A 15,551-nucleotide genomic window follows, 5' to 3' on the forward strand; every position below is an offset into this window, starting at 1 on the left:
GAATACAACGAGGTATCAACTAAACGACGCAGTGCTGTGTTTAGTTGATTTTTTTACAATCAAATGTCTAATACTTCTGAATGTTTGGGGGTTGAAAGGAAAACGGGATCCCTAAAACAAGAGGCTGTGAACCTTGAAGGAGGCCAGAATGAAGTATCTTAGCAAGTCTCCATATATAAAAGCAACCGGAATCTCGCTGCTGCTCCACGGTGCCCTGATTGTCTGCCTGGCTATGCTGGGACCGCCCTATCCGGCAGAAAAGCCGGCAGAAAGAACCGCCATAGAAGTAGACATCGTTCCTGTCGCTATGATTGAAACAGGAGACGCTGAGCCGCCTGCGTCACCGGATTCTTCTCCGCCAGCTCCGGCAGAACAGCCTGTTTCCAGGTTGACACCGGATACAACCCGCACAAAGTCTGTTGCTCAGGCTGTAGCGGCAGTAGCAAGCAGCGCCTTTGCAACGGCTGCTGCCTCATCGGAAACAGTAGCGGTTAGCGGCAATGGCGGGAACTTCAACGCCGGTGCAGGAGGCGGCAATAATCATTACGGAGGTGGCAGAACATCGCCTGCTTACCTCTATGGTTCCAGACCAGCCTATCCACAAGCCGCCAGAAAAGCCGGGTGGGAAGGTGCGGTAGTAGTGCGCGCGCTCATTGATACCGCTGGAACGGTCGCGTCAGTATCGGTAAAGGAGGGAAGCGGCTATGACATTCTGGATGAGGCTGCTGTACAGGCGGTTAAAAAGTGGCGCTATACCCCGGCGAAAGAGGGCGGTGTGCCTGTTACAAGTCTTCATGATATAAGAGTCCGGTTCCGTCTTGATGAGGCAGATTAAGTGGCAGAAAGAGAGATGAACCCTAGTGTACGAACTGTTAAAAGGCGGCTGGATGATGCTGCCCCTCGTTGTCTGCTCTGTTGTGGCGATAGCTGTTATTATTGAGCGTTTTTTCTTCTTCCGGCGTATCGGTGCAATACACCTGGCCGAAGAATTATTGGGAATGATCGCAGATAAACGTATGGATGACGCAGCGGACATGGCAAAAAGGTCCCCTCTGCCGTTAATTCGTGTCATGCTGGCGGGGATGGTTAATCGTTATCAGTCGGCAAAAGCCATGGAAGCCGCGGTAGTTAATGAACTTGCCGCGATGCGGCGCGGACTGCCGGTGCTGGATACTATTGTTACCTTGTCACCGCTCCTGGGACTCTTAGGGACGATTATCGGTATGATTAATTCTTTTCAGATTATGGCCTTATCCGGAATGGGACAACCCCACGCCGTTACCGGCGGGGTAGCCGAGGCGTTGATTGCCACTGCAACGGGTATAAGCGTTGCAGTCATCGCCCTGATTCCCTACAACTACTTTTTGGCCCGCATCGAGAGGGAAACTGAAACTATCGAGCATTACGCCACCCGGCTGGAAATGGCATTAACCCTCCCGGATAAGGAGTAACAGCAATGAAAATTCCACGAAAACCGTTAAAAAAAGCCCGCATTGAGATTATACCCATGATTGACACCATGTTTTTTCTGCTGGTGTTTTTCATGATGGCCACCTTGACCATGACCTCGCAGAATACCCTGCCTGTTAATCTTCCCTACGCGACCGGCATGCAGGACAAGACTCAGCAGGTAGTTTTACTGACTGTAACCCAAGATGGCAGGCTCTTCTACGACAAGGAGCAGGTTGAGACCCCGGCGGAAGCGGCACGGCGGCTTGTACACCAGAGTCAGGGCGATAAACAAGTCTCTGCCATTATTAATGCCGATGGCGGCGTCGAACACCGGCGTGTGGTGGAACTGATGGATGCTCTTCGTCAAAGTGGAATATCCAGGATCGCCATTGGTGTTAATAATGACGGAAAAGGCGTGGTAGTAAAGTAAACGAGTTTCTTTGGGGGGAGGGGATAGATATATGAAACTTATTACGGTATCAGGGGCGCCTTCTTCCGGCAAAACTTCAGTAATCCTCAGGCTGATTGATTGTCTCAGAGAGGGCGAACAGGAGGCCGGTGTTGTAAAATTTGACTGCCTGACTTCCTTTGATCAAGTACGCTATAAGGAATACGGCGTACAAGTCCAGGTTGGATTTTCCGGAAAGTTCTGCCCTGATCATTTTTTTATCAGCAATATTGAAGATGCAGTTGATTGGGGGCGGAGCGCCGGACTTGATATATTGATTAGTGAAAGTGCTGGCTTGTGCAATCGCTGTTCGCCACATATTCAGGGGGTTCTTGCCATTTGCGTTATTGATAATCTCTCAGGCATTAATACTCCCCGGAAGATTGGTCCCATGCTGAAGCTGGCCGATATTGTGTTAATTACCAAAGGGGATATTGTCTCGCAGGCTGAACGGGAAGTGTTTATGTTTAATGTACGGCAGGTAAATCCCGGCGCCAGAATTCTATTTGTTAATGGGATTACCGGTCAGGGAGCGTTTATGCTGAGCAAACATGTCATAAATGCTGAAGACGTTACAACACTGAGAAACCGGCGTTTGCGCTTCTCAATGCCCTCTTCGGTATGTGCCTACTGTACCGGAGAAACGCGGGTCGGTGAAGCTTACCAAATGGGTATGATGAAAAAGATGGAATTCAGGTGAAACTTGTGCAGAATGCAGAAATCAGAGCAGGCATTGCAGAAAAGACCATTAATGAAATCCTCATAAACTATCCGGTCGTACAGGATTTTTTTATAAATTATAACTTGCAGGACCTGGAGAAAAATCTCACGTTAGCCCGGGCCTTAGAAAAAATACCGCCGGAGCAGCTGGCTGAGTTTGGTCTCGATGAATTCAGCCTGACTGAAGAACTGGTAAAATTCATAACAACACTGGCAAATCACCGGGAAGAGCGGGAAAATGTAAAAAATATTACCATCATCGGCGGCAGAAATAAGCAGGGAGAGGCGGAGAATGTAACCCTCACGATCGCTGTTGGTGAGGTTGTCAGTATCGTTGGTCCTACCGGATCAGGGAAAAGCTGTCTGTTGGCTGACATCGAATGTTTAGCCCAGGGTGATACGCCGACCAAACGTCAGATATTAATTAACGGCCACCCGCTAACCGATGAGGAACGCTTTGATATGGGCAATAAAATGGTGGCGCAGCTGTCGCAAAATATGAATTTTGTCATGGATCTGAATGTCGCTGAATTTCTGGCCATGCATGCAAAAAGCCGTCTTTGCGAGAATGCCGAACAGGTGATACAGCAGTGTTTTGCCTGCGCCAACGAACTAGCCGGTGAGAAATTCACCATGGATATCAAGGTGACCCAGCTCTCCGGGGGACAATCCCGGGCACTGATGATTGCCGATACGGCGTATATGAGCTGTTCGCCGGTTGTCCTGATTGACGAAATTGAAAATGCCGGCATTGACCGGAAACAGGCGATCAGCCTGCTGACGGAAAACGAAAAAATTGTCTTGATTTCTACCCATGATCCACTGCTGGCTTTGGGTGCGACTAAGCGTATTGTGATAACGAACGGTGGTATCCACAAAATCATGGAGACTTCCGCTGCCGAAATAAACAGCCTGAAGGACATTGAAAAGCTGGATGCCATCATGCTGGCTATCCGTCAGCAGCTGCGCTATGGTGAGCGAGTCTCGCCTCTGGCTGTTAACTTTGGCGAGCCGGGCGCCTGTTGATAAGGGGCTGCAGGAAAAGGAGAGTTAGTAACATGTGGGAATTATATGATGCTTTAATTGATGGTATACCGGAAACGTGCCTTGTTGACGAATTCGTTTGCGGCACCTATGCCGCTTTGGTCCGCAGCGATAATGGGGTTGGCTTCAGCCATGTTCTGCCAGGCGATACCCTGCCGGAGGTGATGCGGAAATCACTGGGAATGCCGCTGAGAAAACTGGCCCAGTGCATCAAGTCCTGGAATTTTGTTGAGGCCTCTGCCGGCATGGCGGCGATAAATGCCTGGTATAATGCACCGGCAAAAGCGGCTGCCAACGGCATTGTGCTTAACGGCAGCCTGTATAGCGAGGACCGGACCAGTGATCCCTTTATTTCCTATCAGAATATCATTAAAAATAAAAAAGTAGCCGTACTTGGCCATTTTCCCTATATCGAACAACTATACCAGCCGGTTTGCGAGCTGACCATTATCGAACGGGAACCCCGGGAGGGAGATTACCCGGAGGCGGCTGCCGAATATATCCTGCCGGCCAGTGATTTCGTCATTCTCAGCTGCAGCAGCCTGGTGTATAAAACGCTGCCCCGTTTGCTTGAACTGGCTGAAAATGCGTATGTCATCCTTGTCGGCCCGTTTACGCCGCTGGCGCCGGCTCTATTTTCGTTTGGGGTCAATGACCTGTCGGGGTTTGTGGTCAAGGATAATGCCGGTTTGGCCCGGATTGTAGCTGGGTTGGAGCGGACGTCGATCTACAAAACCGGGCAGAAGGTAGCTATGAAAGTGTAAAGGTTTATCCGAAAATATTATGGAAAGAAGGCGTTATCATGTATAAAAAATTAAGAAAGATGGTTGTCCCACCAGCGGTTTGTGTTTGTTTACTCAGCTCATTGAATCCTGTAATGGCCGAAGAGGCAATTGTTATTGATGAAGTGGAGGTCCGTTCGACAACCCTGTCTGATTATCTGGTTACTACTGAGGTTATCACAGCCGAAAAAATTAAGGAAACAGGAGCGAGAAACCTGGCTGAGGTTCTGGAAGGGGTACCTGGGCTGTATATGGCCACTGCCGATAAGAATGCCCGGCTGGTGCGTATCCGGGGGGCAGCCACCGACCAGACGAGAGTGTATATGGATGGCATGCCGGTGTTTCCCTTATCAGGCATCGCTTCTAACTCAGCATCTGATTTGGCCGGCATCCCTGTTGATAATATTGCTAAAATTGAGATCATCAAAGGGCCAGGGCCGGTGCAATACGGCACAGACTATAAAGGTGGCATTATTTTAATTACAACCAAGGAGGGCAAGGGACCGGGCCAGTTTCAACTTAATTTGGCGGGAGGCTCTGATGCGCGCTTTGACAACAGCATCTCCTATCGCGGCAGCGATAATAATGCCGGCTACTCCTTTACCGCTGGTAAAAGAAAAGGTGATGGGTATCTAAGACATTCTGAGTCTGACAGCGAGTATTTCGATGGGCAAATAAAATGGAAGCTGGGCGAGGGCCAGAACCTGACAATCAGCGGCTGGTATATGAATACTGACCGGGACATTGCCAATGGTATTGATCAGCAAAGCGGTAATGAGACATCGGCCACAAGTAATAAATGGTCTGGTGATACCCTGATAGGTGGAAAGTCGGATGTGAAAGACTGGCGATACCGGGATTTTAAACAAACTAATATCGCTGTACAGTATGATCAAAAGATCAATGACCGGCTTAAATATGATATGAAAATTTACCATGTTACTGACCGCAATACCTTGCAGGTAACGAATGGCAATAACGTCAAATCGGGTATAGATACCAAGAAAAACCCGATGTTATATAGCAGTGACTGGACCTCAAGCGGCGATGGTGTGGAACTTACTGCTGACTGGCAGGTAGCCCGGAATAATACCATCACTTTTGGCGCCAAGTACAACAAGCTTGACTGGGATTCCGGCGATAATACCAGTACAAATCCAGGCGGTATAACTGATGGTGGCAGCGATAAGCGTATAGGTTATTATCTGCAGGATAGCTGGCAGCTTGACAGCAAAACCGACTTAACTGCAGGAGTACGCCGCGACAAGGTAACGCAAACCTTCGATAACATTCCGGGTAAAACACAGGCAGAACTTGCCGATTTTGACGATTCTACCACTGATCCGGTATTTAACCTGACTCATCAATTGGATGAGAAAAATGCGCTGCGTTTTTCGACAGGCAAAACCCATAATTTTGTTACCGCCAAGCAGGCTAACGCCAATCGCAAGGCTGGTTATGCCGTTCCTGGCACCGAAAAGGCGACCAACCAGGAGATAGGCTGGAAGCATAAGCTTAATGAAAAAGCATCACTGGACATTGCTGTCTTCAAAAATGATATTGATAACCGGATTGACAGACTTCCGAGCACAACGGAATATCGCAACATTGCTAAAACTGAGATACAGGGAGTGGAGCTGGAATATAACCAACGCATTACCAAGAGGCTGAAGGGCTTTATTAATTACACGCATTTGAAGGCGGAAGACACTAATGCCGGGGTTACAACCGATGCCGCCAATTTGCCTGACAACATGTTCAATTACGGCGCAACCTACTCTGTTGACAAGTTCCAAGCTACTTTGATCGGTCATTACCTGGGCAAGGTTAAGAATACTAATGTTAGCACAGCCAACAGCTATGGAAATATCTATACGGAGCTGGACAGCTATCATACAATAGATCTTAATTTCAACTATCAGGAAAATGACAGCATTTCCTATTATTTGCATATCAATAATCTGTTTGATACTAAATACTGGGATACATATGACCACCAGGGCGATGGCATTAACTTCATGGCCGGCGTAAGCGTTAAGCTGTAGGTGGGTTTATGAAAAGAGTAAGCACACGGCTCATCTTGTTTTGTGTCATCTTTGTCATGTTCTTAACCGGGTGCGGGCGGCAAGGAAGCATGAATTCAGGGGCAGTACAGGAAAATGGCAGGATTATCACCGACATGGCAGGCCGCAAGGTTACATTGCCGCAGAAGATTGAAAAGGTATACCCGGTATCGCCGGTGGAAATGGTGCTTATTTATACACTGGCGCCAGAGCTTTTGGCCGGCTGGAGTTATCATATGGCTGCCGACCAGTCAGACTATATCCTGCCTGAGTACAAGAAGCTGCCGGTGCTTGCCTGGACTACCCGCGGTTCTACCGGCAATGTGGAAGAAATTATCAAGATGCAGCCCAGCCTCATTCTGCTGGTAACCGACATGAATGCGGCCAATAAGGAGTATGCCGACAAGCTGGAACAATTGACCCAAATACCGGTTGTCATGCTGGATAGCAATATCAATAAAATGGAAGAGCTGTATCTGACCGCCGGCAAGGTACTGGGCCGCGAAGAGCAGGCCGGCAAGCTGGCGGCCTATTGCCGGGAAACCATGGCGCTGGTGGCCGCCGGGAAACCGCGCTTACAGGAAGGCAACCCGGTGACAGTATATTATGCCGAGGGGCGGGGCGGCCTGGAAACAGAGCCAAGAGGCTCCTGGCATGCGGAAATCATTGATTTTGTCGGTGGGCTGAATGTTGCCGAGCCCGGTTTGCCGAAAAGCGGCGCTATTGGCCGCAGCCCGGTATCCATGGAGCAGGTGCTGGCCTGGAACCCGGAGGTAATATTAATCAGCTATTTCCGCGATGGGGAAAGCAGCAGCTATCCCCTGATCCTGGGTGAGAAATCCTGGAAAAATATCCGGGCGGTTAAGACGCGGCAGGTATATGAAATTCCCACAGGACCTTTTAACTGGTTTGACCGGCCACCGGCGGTAAGCCGTCTTATTGGCATACGATGGGTGGCAAACTTACTGTATCCTGCTGTCTATCCTTTTGATTTTCGTTCTGAGGTTAAACGGTTTTATTCATTGTTTTACCATTATCAGCTATCCGAACAGGAGCTGGACGAGTTGGCTGCCAGAGCGCAAAGAGTGCAGTAACCGGAATATGGCAGGCTAAAACAAGGTGTGAGGAGACGGTGATTGTGGATAATAGCTCAATACCGGCCGGGCAGGCAGCTAAACCGGCCAGTGTGGCGAAAGGTGGCAGGGGGATTGGCGAGAGGCCTGCTTATGCCGCTGTGGGAAAAATTTCGGTCCTGTTGCTTATACTGGTAATTGCTTTTCTTGGCTCATTTTTGCTGGGACGTTTTCCTGTTGCCCCGGATATGGTAGTGGCTATTCTCTGCGCCAAGCTCTTGGCCTTGCCGCAGGCCGGGACTGATACTATGGAAACCATTGTGCTTGACATCCGGCTGCCGCGAATCATGGCTGCCCTGCTGGTGGGAAGTGCCCTGGCGGTGTCCGGGGCGGCTTATCAGAACTTATTCCGCAATCCCCTGGTGTCGCCGTCAATACTGGGTGCCTCCTGGGGGGCGGCCTTTGGTGCCGTTTTGGGAATGGTTTTCCACCTGTCCTGGATATGGGTGGAGTCGTTGGCGTTTGTCTTTGGCCTGGCGGCGGTGGGAAGCGCCCTTACGATCAGCTCGTGGTTCGGCAATAAATCGACCATATCGCTGGTGCTGGCCGGTATTGTGGTTTCGGCTTTTTTCCAGGCCCTTGTTTCTGTGCTGAAATATCTGGCCGATCCCATGAATACATTGCCGGAAATCAGCTTTTGGCTAATGGGGGGACTTTCCAAGGTTACCAATCAGGATGTACTATTGCTCTTTATTCCCATCCTGCTGCCACTGGTAGTGCTATACCTTCTGCGGTGGCAGATTAACGTACTTAGTGTTGGCGAAGAAGAAGCGCGTACGCTCGGAATCAATGTCCGGACCACCCGCCTGGCGGTGCTGGCCTGCGCTACCATGCTGGCAGCAGCGGCTACCAGTGTTGGCGGTATTATCCAATGGGTGGGACTGTTGATTCCGCATGCGGCCAGGATGCTGTTCGGAGCAAATTTCGCCATAGTCCTGCCTGCGTCCATGCTTATGGGCGGCACATTTCTGTTGATAATGGATAATTTAAGTCGCAGCCTGGCCTCGATCGAAATCCAGGTCGGAATTCTTACTTCTTTAATTGGCGCGCCCTTTTTTGTTTTTTTACTGGCCAGAAGCAAACGGGGCCTGGAGTGAGCCAGGGCAGCCGCAGGACAGGCTGTGATGCGGGCAATGAGGCCAGCCGGCAGTTGGGGCAGGTTTGGCAGCAACACTAAGGAGATGGGTTCGGTGTATAGAAAGGAGTGGCATACACTTGCTTGTGGCCGAGAATATCAGTTTTGCTTACCCGTCGGCAGGTAATATACTTACCGATGTTTCCTTTTCTGTTGACAGCGGGGATGTTGTTTGTCTCTTAGGACCAAATGGCGCCGGTAAGACAACCTTGCTGCGATGCTTATTGGGCATTGTCAAAATACGTACAGGCAGTATATTTATCAGAGGCCAAAAAATTCAGGCAATACCGGCCAAGGAACTGGCGGCTGAACTGGCCTATGTGCCGCAGGCTACCGCGACGGTATTTCCTTACCGCGTGCTGGATATTGTTGTTATGGGACGTACGCCTCATATTGACGTTACTGCCGTTCCTGCTGCTCAAGATTATGCCATTGCCCAAGAGAGCCTGGCTGAACTGGGTATCTTACACTTGGCAGATGCTCTGTTTAGCCGTATCAGCGGCGGCGAGCGGCAACTGACCCTGCTGGCCCGTGCGCTGACGCAACGCGCCAGGCTGCTTATAATGGACGAACCAACAGCCAGTTTGGATTATGGCAATCAGGTACGGATATTGCGCATGATTGATAAACTGGCAAAACAGGGGTATTCGATTATTATGACTTCGCACTTTCCCAACCATGCTTTCCTGCTATGCAATCAGGTGATGATTATGAAACAAGGGCAAATTGTGGCGCAGGGCAGTCCGGAAGCAGTAGTAACGGAAACTGTTTTAAGCGACCTGTATATGACAAAGGTCAAGGTGGTTGAGATCGACGCCGGCGAGTCAAAAACCCTGAAGGTTTGTTTGCCGCTGCTGGGGTGAGCGAAGGTAATTGCCAATTGGCGATTGATGCAGGAGGGAGACCGGCAAGAGTTTTTCCAGACAGGGGCTAAAATGGTTACAGTCGCTGCTGGCGAGTGTAAAGGTGCTTGATTTAAAACAGAGTACTTGACAAAAAGCTGGATAATTTGGCTTGCACGCTGTTTATATTTTTTTACACCCTTGCGTATTTGCATGTTGACTATATTCATAATAGTCAGCCGTATTAATGTCAACATCTAAGCGCTTTACAGAGGCTGTCTTTCCAGCGCAAGATTTACATGAAGCCGGAAACGACCGAAGGGCCGGTCCGCAATATGGCGCGGCGACATCGCCGCGAATACGCCCAGTCTCGTCCACTCACCGACAGCAAGCGATTAGAGTACTCTGTCGCCACGACCAACATGATGACAGTGTATGCCACAATCGGCGGCCTGATCGGTGCCACCGCCAACCCGAACACCTCACCCGCATCGACAACCACTATTAAACGTTCCTGGGCTAAGGACAATCGGGGACGCACAGTCTGGCGTTCTCTTTTGACACTTTTTTGTACTAAAAGAAAAATAACCGCTAGGCTTGTTTCCTCTTTATCGGAGAGCAAGACTAGAGGTTATTTTGTTTCGCATCAATTTGCGGCCATTCCCAACCGTACAGGATCTGATTTGTCTACATGCCATTCGTCAATTAACTCGCCGTCCTGCCTCCAGGCTTTTACGGCCAGCGTATCGCCATTTACCTGGACTGTTAAATAGTTTGGCTGGTCTATCGGGTTATAAAATACCTCATCCCAGCCATTTGCTTCTGCCTGGTTATAATATTTCGTTCCACTGCGGCCAGTGGTGATATAGACTGTTCCCTGACTGGCTATGCTGCCGGCAGATAGCGGATATGTCCGGGCGTAGACATGCTCATGGCCGGAAAATACCATATCGGCATGATATTTATCCAATAGAGGAACAAATGCTTCTCGTATCCTGTCATTGCTTGTCGCGGACTTGCTATGATAGGGAGGACGATGCAGGAATACCAGCTTCCATGGCTTATCAGTACGGGCTAAGTCCTGTTCCAGCCACTCCCGTTGCTTGTCCAACATATCAGGGATGAACTGCTTTTCTTCCCTTTCCTGACTGTCAAGCATCACAAAATGAACATTGCCATAATCAAAAGAATATACTTGCTCTTTCAGCCCTTCCGGCCCGTTGCGGGGAAGCTGAAACTGAGCGGTAAACAACGCAGGCGGCGCATTTACTTTCCACACTGGTGTGTACATTTCATGATTGCCTGTTAACGGCATTGCCGGAATCGTATCAATTACGCCCTGTGATGCAGCAAACCAGTCCTGCCATTCTTTGACGTTTTGGCCGACATCAACCAAATCACCTACATTTGTAAAAAATGCTGCTTCGGGATGGGCCTGATAGGCTCGCTGAAGTGTTTTATGCCAGGTATCATAGGCGGTGCTCTGGGAATCACCGAAAACGAGGAACTTAAATTGGGTTACATTTTCAGCAGCCGTTTTAAAAAAATGTACTTCACTCCATGTTTCGCCATTTCCAATCCGGTAAGAATAGCGTGTGCCTGGTTTTAAACCGGTTAACCGTGCTGAATAAACAGCCATGGTATCCCCGTTGTCCGGGATATATTCTCTTTCAGCCGGTATTGTTTTGCCAGTCACCGAAAAATCGTTGCCTACCCCTGCCAGGATATACTGGATTTGGTCTAATGCCGGATCTGTTGTCTGCCAGGTAATGGCCTGTGTTGTCTTGGGGTCATCTGACCAAGTCAATGCGATATACGCGGGATCAACTTGAGCCGAACGGGCGGTTTCGACACTCCCGCCAGCAGCAATGATTATGATGGCCAGCAGCAGCATGGTAAAACCAAATTTCCACAAGCTTCTTTTCCTCGACATTTCTTTTCACTCCTTTTACAAAATATAATAAGGGCAAGCTGCCGTCAGTATTATATACAATGTTCTTTTGGTAGTATTGGCATATTACTTTGGGGGCTCAAGAGACTTTTGGGCACAATCACCGGCATACCCCTGCTGGTAGTATCGGTTTGGATATTATCACCAAAGGCAATTTGCAGGTTGCTATCGTTTAAGACCGTCTCTACCTGCCCGGCGGCAATCAGACGCCCTTCTTTCATTAAGACGGCCGAGTCGCAGTAATTCAAAACTAGATTGGGATCATGGAGGGTGATCAGGGCGGTAGCATTCTTGCGTTTTATCACATCGCGGACCAAGTCCATCATTTTGTGTTGATTGCAAAAATCAAGGTTTGAGGTAGGTTCATCCAGCAGCAAGACCGGAGTTTCCTGAAATAGGGCTCGCGCCAGCATGACAAGCTGCTTCTGACCACCTGAAAGCTGCTGAAAGGAATGCGCAGCCAGGTGACTTATACCGATTTCCTCACAAATTAACAGGGCTTTGTGCTTGTCCAGCCGGGTGGGCGCCGACCAGGCTTTAATGCGGGCTGCTCCGCCCATCAGCACCATTTCGATAACCGTAAAAGCGAAGACGCTGTGAGTGCTCTGGGGAACAAAGCCGATGAGTCTGGCTAGCTGGCTGCGTGTAAGACGGGACACATCCTGGTTATCGACCAGGATTTTCCCATGGGAAGGGTTAAGAATAGTGTTGATGCAGCGCATCAGGGTTGTTTTGCCGGAACCATTAGGGCCAATAAGGGCGCAAAATTGGCCGTCAGGCAATTCAACGCTGATATCCTTGAGTATGGGAACTTTTCCATAACCTGCTGATATGTTATCAATTCGTACGGTCACTGCCAAGTTCACCTCCTTTGCGGCATTGAATCAGGTAGCCCAGAAAGGGGGCACCGAATATTGAGGTAACAATACTGATAGGAATTTCCGCTATCAACAGGGAACGAGCCAGCGTATCCATTAACAGCACAAAGATTCCGCCCAGAAAACCTGTAACCGGGATCAATTGCCGGTGCTCTGTACCGATTAAGTAGCGGGCGATATGAGGAACAATCAGGCTGACCCACAGAATAGCTCCCACGGCGGCAGTAGACGCAGCAGCAATTAGTGTGCTTAAGAGAATATAGAGCATTCGCCACCGGACAACAGGGATTCCCAAAGAAAGGGCTTCTTCATCAGATAAGGTCATAACATTCAACCGCCAGCTGAAGAGATAGATGAGCAGGGAGGAAACTGTGATTATGGGTAAAATGGTATTTAGTTTGAGCCATGAAGCGGTATGAAAACTACCCATAAGCCAAAAGGTAATTTGAGATAATTTATCATAAGGATCTGCCAAATAAATCAGAACCGATAAGGCGGCCTGGAACAAGGAAGAAACAACGATGCCTGCAATCACGAGGACAGACGCCGATGGGTCCTGGCTGCGCAGAGCCAGCAAGTAGGCCGAAAGTACAGCGACCAGTCCGAAAGCAAAAGCAAAGCTGTAGACCCCGAAGGGTATTTGAGTGAAAAAGACAATTGCCAAAGCGGCACCGAAAGCAGCCCCAAATTTGACTCCCAGAATGTCGGGAGCGGCCAGCGGGTTGCGGAAAACCCCCTGAAACACAGCGCCTGCAATGGAAATACCGCCGCCAATAATGAAACTCATGATAATTCTTGGCAAGCGGATATTCATAAAAACCAGGTAGGTTTCCGGCGCTACCGCCGGCAGCCACCCAGTCCAGCCGATAGCAGACAGCAAAATGCTGGCGATAGCAACAGGGCTGATGGCATAGCGCCCCACACATAAAGAGACTGCCACAGCACCAACAAATAGTACAGCTAAGATCAATATAACTTTTTTGCGCATAGTTTTCTACAACTTTCCACCTAATTCGGTAAAAGAATGTCCGAGAAATTCGGAATAGAATTCATCAGCGACCTTTGTCATGTCAATATCGGAGAATTTTTCCGGATACAAAGTCTTGGCGGCCCAAATTGTTCCCAGGACATGACGGGGAGCGGGGTAGTCCCACCAGCCGATAGTAGAAGGAAAAGAATAAACCCGCTTATTTTGCGCCGCTTTGACTGTGGCAAAATGAGGATTGGAATACAGCGCCTCCGGACTATAGGCATCAAGCGAGGAGCCAAGAAAAATTACATCAGGATTCCAGGTAGAGATTTGTTCCGGCGATACCGTAATCCAGTAGCCTTTAATTTCACCGGCTGCATTTTTGCCGCCTGCTGTTTCGATGATGTACGACTGCAGCATGTCTTTGGTGGCAACCGAGAAAATATCTCTTGGTCCTGTGAACACGACATTAAGGCGTTTGTCAAGAGGGATAGCGCCTGTCCGGTCTTTGACAAGCTGCAGCAGTTTATCGCAGGCAGTGATATATTTTTCTCCTCTGTCTTCAGAGCCGAGTACTTTGGCCATTAACCTGACAGCTGCATAACTATCCTCTAAAGTCTCGCCTTTTAGGGCAATAACTTTCATGCCGGCACTCTCAAATTGCTGCAATTGTGTTTGGTTAAAGGAGGAGTTGATAAAAATGACTTGCGGATTGAGCGCTGCCAACGATTCGGTGGTGATCGTCTTTTGTTCCTGGCGTAGTTGGGGTTTGGCACGGAAGCCGGCATCTGCTTCGATCATGGCCTGTCCGAGCTTGCCGTAAAGGGCCTGATGGACCAGCTTGTCCTGCTGGCCGAGCGCGAAGGCAATATGGCCTTCGAAATGATCAAGTGCAGCTATTCTTTGAATATGGCGGGGAATTTCCACTTGTCTTCCTAACTGATCAGTTACTGTCACCATCGCATTTTCAGCCGATTTATCTTCACCTCCGCCTGAAACGGGGGTCTTGCCGCAAGCGGCGAGTAAGAGGAGTAGGAAGAATAAGCTCAGAACCAGGGCTGTCTTTCTCATTTTAGCATCCTCCTGCATATATTTATGTACGGGTTGCTGTCAGGACGGCAACAATATCTGTGATATTGGCCGTATATACGTTGCAGAAGCCGTACTCGGCCAGCCAGTTTTGCCACTCAGCCAGCGTATACATTTTCCGGTGACCGTTGAGGGCACAAAACAGGCGGTTAATAGCGCCGGCCAGGTTAGGAAACCCATCACTGATGTGAATCCGAACAATCAAGGTTCCACCCGGTAGTAATGCCGAGTGTACTTTGGGCAGCACAGTTGCGAAGTTAGCCGGAGACAGCATCAGGGAGCACAAAATAGCATCATAGCCGGAGCCAATATCATCCTCCAGGAAGTTGCCGGCCAGGGTATGAATGCGGGAACTTAAGCCATAGTCCTGAATGGAAGCCGAGGCAAGTGCTGCGATATCGGGTACATCAAACAATGTGACAGTCAGAGCAGGATATTTCTGGGCAAAGGCAATGCTGTAAAAGCCATGGCCGCCGCCTAAATCAAACAAGTGTTTTTTCCGGTCAAGGCTTACTGCTTCAACAGTAGTCTGGACAAACTCGCTGGTTAAAGCGCGCGCGCCAATGCCGCGCAGCCGTTCTACCTGGTTCGGTTTTCTTTCGTGGCAGGAGGGGGTGAAGGCCTTGTTGTTAAGGGCCTGCAGCACCCTGTGGGCAAAAGAACCGGCGGGAAACTCAGGAAGCAGTGAATCGGCAAGAAACCAGGGGCTATCTGGAGGCAGATACTGACTGACCGCTTTAATAGTCAGATACTGGCTGCCGAGACAGGTCAAATACCCCGCCTGGACAAGTACTTGCAGTACCCGCTCAGTTATTACTTCATCCCATGCCAATTCGCTGGCTAACCTGGACGCTGATTTTTCAACAGTCAAAGCGTTGAATATCCCCTCTTTTGCCGCCAGTGCAGTTAATTCGTAAACAACTCCCTGGGCAAGAAGGTTCTGGACAGGTGAGGGATCAACAGGCAGTTTTTCGTATAAGTTGGGGATATGCATGATAACAGGCGCCTCCTATATAGTTCTGAGTTGATCTAAGATATTAATTC

General features: G+C 49.4%; 15 protein-coding genes. 10 read left to right on the top strand and 5 right to left on the bottom strand.

Going from position 1 to position 15,551, the window contains the following annotated elements; genetic code table 11:
* Nucleotides 1–148 precede the first annotated feature (148 nt).
* From VN379_RS06835 to VN379_RS06880, 10 genes are all read left to right on the top strand, one after another.
* Nucleotides 149–835 carry an energy transducer TonB gene (locus VN379_RS06835; RefSeq protein ID WP_325532158.1) on the top strand — a complete coding sequence of 229 codons (687 nt, stop codon included), beginning with the start codon at nt 149–151 and terminating at the stop codon, nt 833–835.
* 25 nt (nt 836–860) lie between these two features.
* Complete coding sequence (locus VN379_RS06840) at nt 861–1,451, top strand: MotA/TolQ/ExbB proton channel family protein (RefSeq protein ID WP_325532160.1); 591 nt, start codon at nt 861–863, stop codon at nt 1,449–1,451.
* 5 nt (nt 1,452–1,456) lie between these two features.
* Nucleotides 1,457–1,882: a biopolymer transporter ExbD gene (locus tag VN379_RS06845; protein WP_325532162.1), complete on the top strand. Its 426-nt coding sequence runs from the start codon at nt 1,457–1,459 to the stop codon at nt 1,880–1,882.
* Nucleotides 1,883–1,913: 31 nt separating this feature from the next.
* Complete coding sequence (locus tag VN379_RS06850; protein ID WP_325532164.1) at nt 1,914–2,600, top strand: GTP-binding protein; 687 nt, start codon at nt 1,914–1,916, stop codon at nt 2,598–2,600.
* Nucleotides 2,597–3,646 carry an ATP-binding cassette domain-containing protein gene (locus VN379_RS06855; protein WP_325532166.1) on the top strand — a complete coding sequence of 350 codons (1,050 nt, stop codon included), beginning with the start codon at nt 2,597–2,599 and terminating at the stop codon, nt 3,644–3,646. Before VN379_RS06850 ends, VN379_RS06855 begins: the two co-directional genes overlap by 4 nt.
* Nucleotides 3,647–3,678: 32 nt before the next feature.
* Nucleotides 3,679–4,428 (top strand): DUF364 domain-containing protein, encoded by a 750-nt coding sequence (locus VN379_RS06860; protein WP_325532168.1) that lies wholly within the window; start codon nt 3,679–3,681, stop codon nt 4,426–4,428.
* 38 nt (nt 4,429–4,466) lie between these two features.
* Nucleotides 4,467–6,491: a TonB-dependent receptor gene (locus VN379_RS06865; protein WP_325532170.1), complete on the top strand. Its 2,025-nt coding sequence runs from the start codon at nt 4,467–4,469 to the stop codon at nt 6,489–6,491.
* An 8-nt stretch (nt 6,492–6,499) separates the two neighbouring features.
* The gene (locus VN379_RS06870) at nt 6,500–7,603 is read left to right on the top strand and encodes an ABC transporter substrate-binding protein (protein WP_325532172.1); all 1,104 of its coding nucleotides are present in this window, start codon (nt 6,500–6,502) and stop codon (nt 7,601–7,603) included.
* 44 nt (nt 7,604–7,647) lie between these two features.
* Nucleotides 7,648–8,739, top strand: coding sequence for an iron ABC transporter permease (locus tag VN379_RS06875; protein WP_325532174.1), 1,092 nt, complete (start codon nt 7,648–7,650; stop codon nt 8,737–8,739).
* Nucleotides 8,740–8,863: 124 nt separating this feature from the next.
* The gene (locus tag VN379_RS06880) at nt 8,864–9,640 is read left to right on the top strand and encodes an ABC transporter ATP-binding protein (RefSeq protein ID WP_325532184.1); all 777 of its coding nucleotides are present in this window, start codon (nt 8,864–8,866) and stop codon (nt 9,638–9,640) included.
* Nucleotides 9,641–10,265: 625 nt separating this feature from the next.
* On the opposite strand, the gene VN379_RS06885 is transcribed toward VN379_RS06880, so the two are convergent.
* Genes VN379_RS06885 through VN379_RS06905 form a run of 5 tightly spaced genes read right to left on the bottom strand, consistent with a single transcriptional unit; the run spans nt 10,266 to nt 15,501 of the window.
* Complete coding sequence (locus VN379_RS06885) at nt 10,266–11,552, bottom strand: metallophosphoesterase family protein (RefSeq protein ID WP_325532176.1); 1,287 nt, start codon at nt 11,550–11,552, stop codon at nt 10,266–10,268.
* Nucleotides 11,553–11,602: 50 nt separating this feature from the next.
* Nucleotides 11,603–12,424, bottom strand: a complete 822-nt coding sequence (locus VN379_RS06890; protein WP_325532186.1) for an ABC transporter ATP-binding protein — start codon at nt 12,422–12,424, stop codon at nt 11,603–11,605.
* On the bottom strand, nt 12,408–13,436 hold the full coding sequence (locus tag VN379_RS06895; RefSeq protein ID WP_325532178.1) for an iron ABC transporter permease: 1,029 nt from the start codon (nt 13,434–13,436) through the stop codon (nt 12,408–12,410). Before VN379_RS06895 ends, VN379_RS06890 begins: the two co-directional genes overlap by 17 nt.
* 6 nt (nt 13,437–13,442) lie before the next feature.
* Complete coding sequence (locus VN379_RS06900; RefSeq protein ID WP_325532180.1) at nt 13,443–14,489, bottom strand: ABC transporter substrate-binding protein; 1,047 nt, start codon at nt 14,487–14,489, stop codon at nt 13,443–13,445.
* Nucleotides 14,490–14,511: 22 nt separating this feature from the next.
* The gene (locus tag VN379_RS06905; RefSeq protein WP_325532182.1) at nt 14,512–15,501 is read right to left on the bottom strand and encodes a class I SAM-dependent methyltransferase; all 990 of its coding nucleotides are present in this window, start codon (nt 15,499–15,501) and stop codon (nt 14,512–14,514) included.
* Nucleotides 15,502–15,551 lie beyond the last annotated feature (50 nt).

The sequence above is a fragment of the Sporomusa sp. genome (assembly GCF_035561255.1).
Taxonomy (GTDB): Bacteria; Bacillota; Negativicutes; order Sporomusales; family Sporomusaceae; genus Sporomusa.

Excerpts from the sequence above, each read along its gene's own strand:
- VN379_RS06835 (WP_325532158.1), top strand. The coding sequence starts at position 149 with ATGAAGTATCTTAGCAAGTCTCCATATATAAAAGCAACCGGAATCTCG.
- VN379_RS06905 (WP_325532182.1), bottom strand. The coding sequence starts at position 15,501 with ATGCATATCCCCAACTTATACGAAAAACTGCCTGTTGATCCCTCACCT.
- VN379_RS06865 (WP_325532170.1), top strand. The coding sequence starts at position 4,467 with ATGTATAAAAAATTAAGAAAGATGGTTGTCCCACCAGCGGTTTGTGTT.
- VN379_RS06850 (WP_325532164.1), top strand. The coding sequence starts at position 1,914 with ATGAAACTTATTACGGTATCAGGGGCGCCTTCTTCCGGCAAAACTTCA.
- VN379_RS06885 (WP_325532176.1), bottom strand. The coding sequence starts at position 11,552 with ATGTCGAGGAAAAGAAGCTTGTGGAAATTTGGTTTTACCATGCTGCTG.
- VN379_RS06895 (WP_325532178.1), bottom strand. The coding sequence starts at position 13,436 with ATGCGCAAAAAAGTTATATTGATCTTAGCTGTACTATTTGTTGGTGCT.
- VN379_RS06845 (WP_325532162.1), top strand. The coding sequence starts at position 1,457 with ATGAAAATTCCACGAAAACCGTTAAAAAAAGCCCGCATTGAGATTATA.
- VN379_RS06870 (WP_325532172.1), top strand. The coding sequence starts at position 6,500 with ATGAAAAGAGTAAGCACACGGCTCATCTTGTTTTGTGTCATCTTTGTC.
- VN379_RS06900 (WP_325532180.1), bottom strand. The coding sequence starts at position 14,489 with ATGAGAAAGACAGCCCTGGTTCTGAGCTTATTCTTCCTACTCCTCTTA.
- VN379_RS06860 (WP_325532168.1), top strand. The coding sequence starts at position 3,679 with ATGTGGGAATTATATGATGCTTTAATTGATGGTATACCGGAAACGTGC.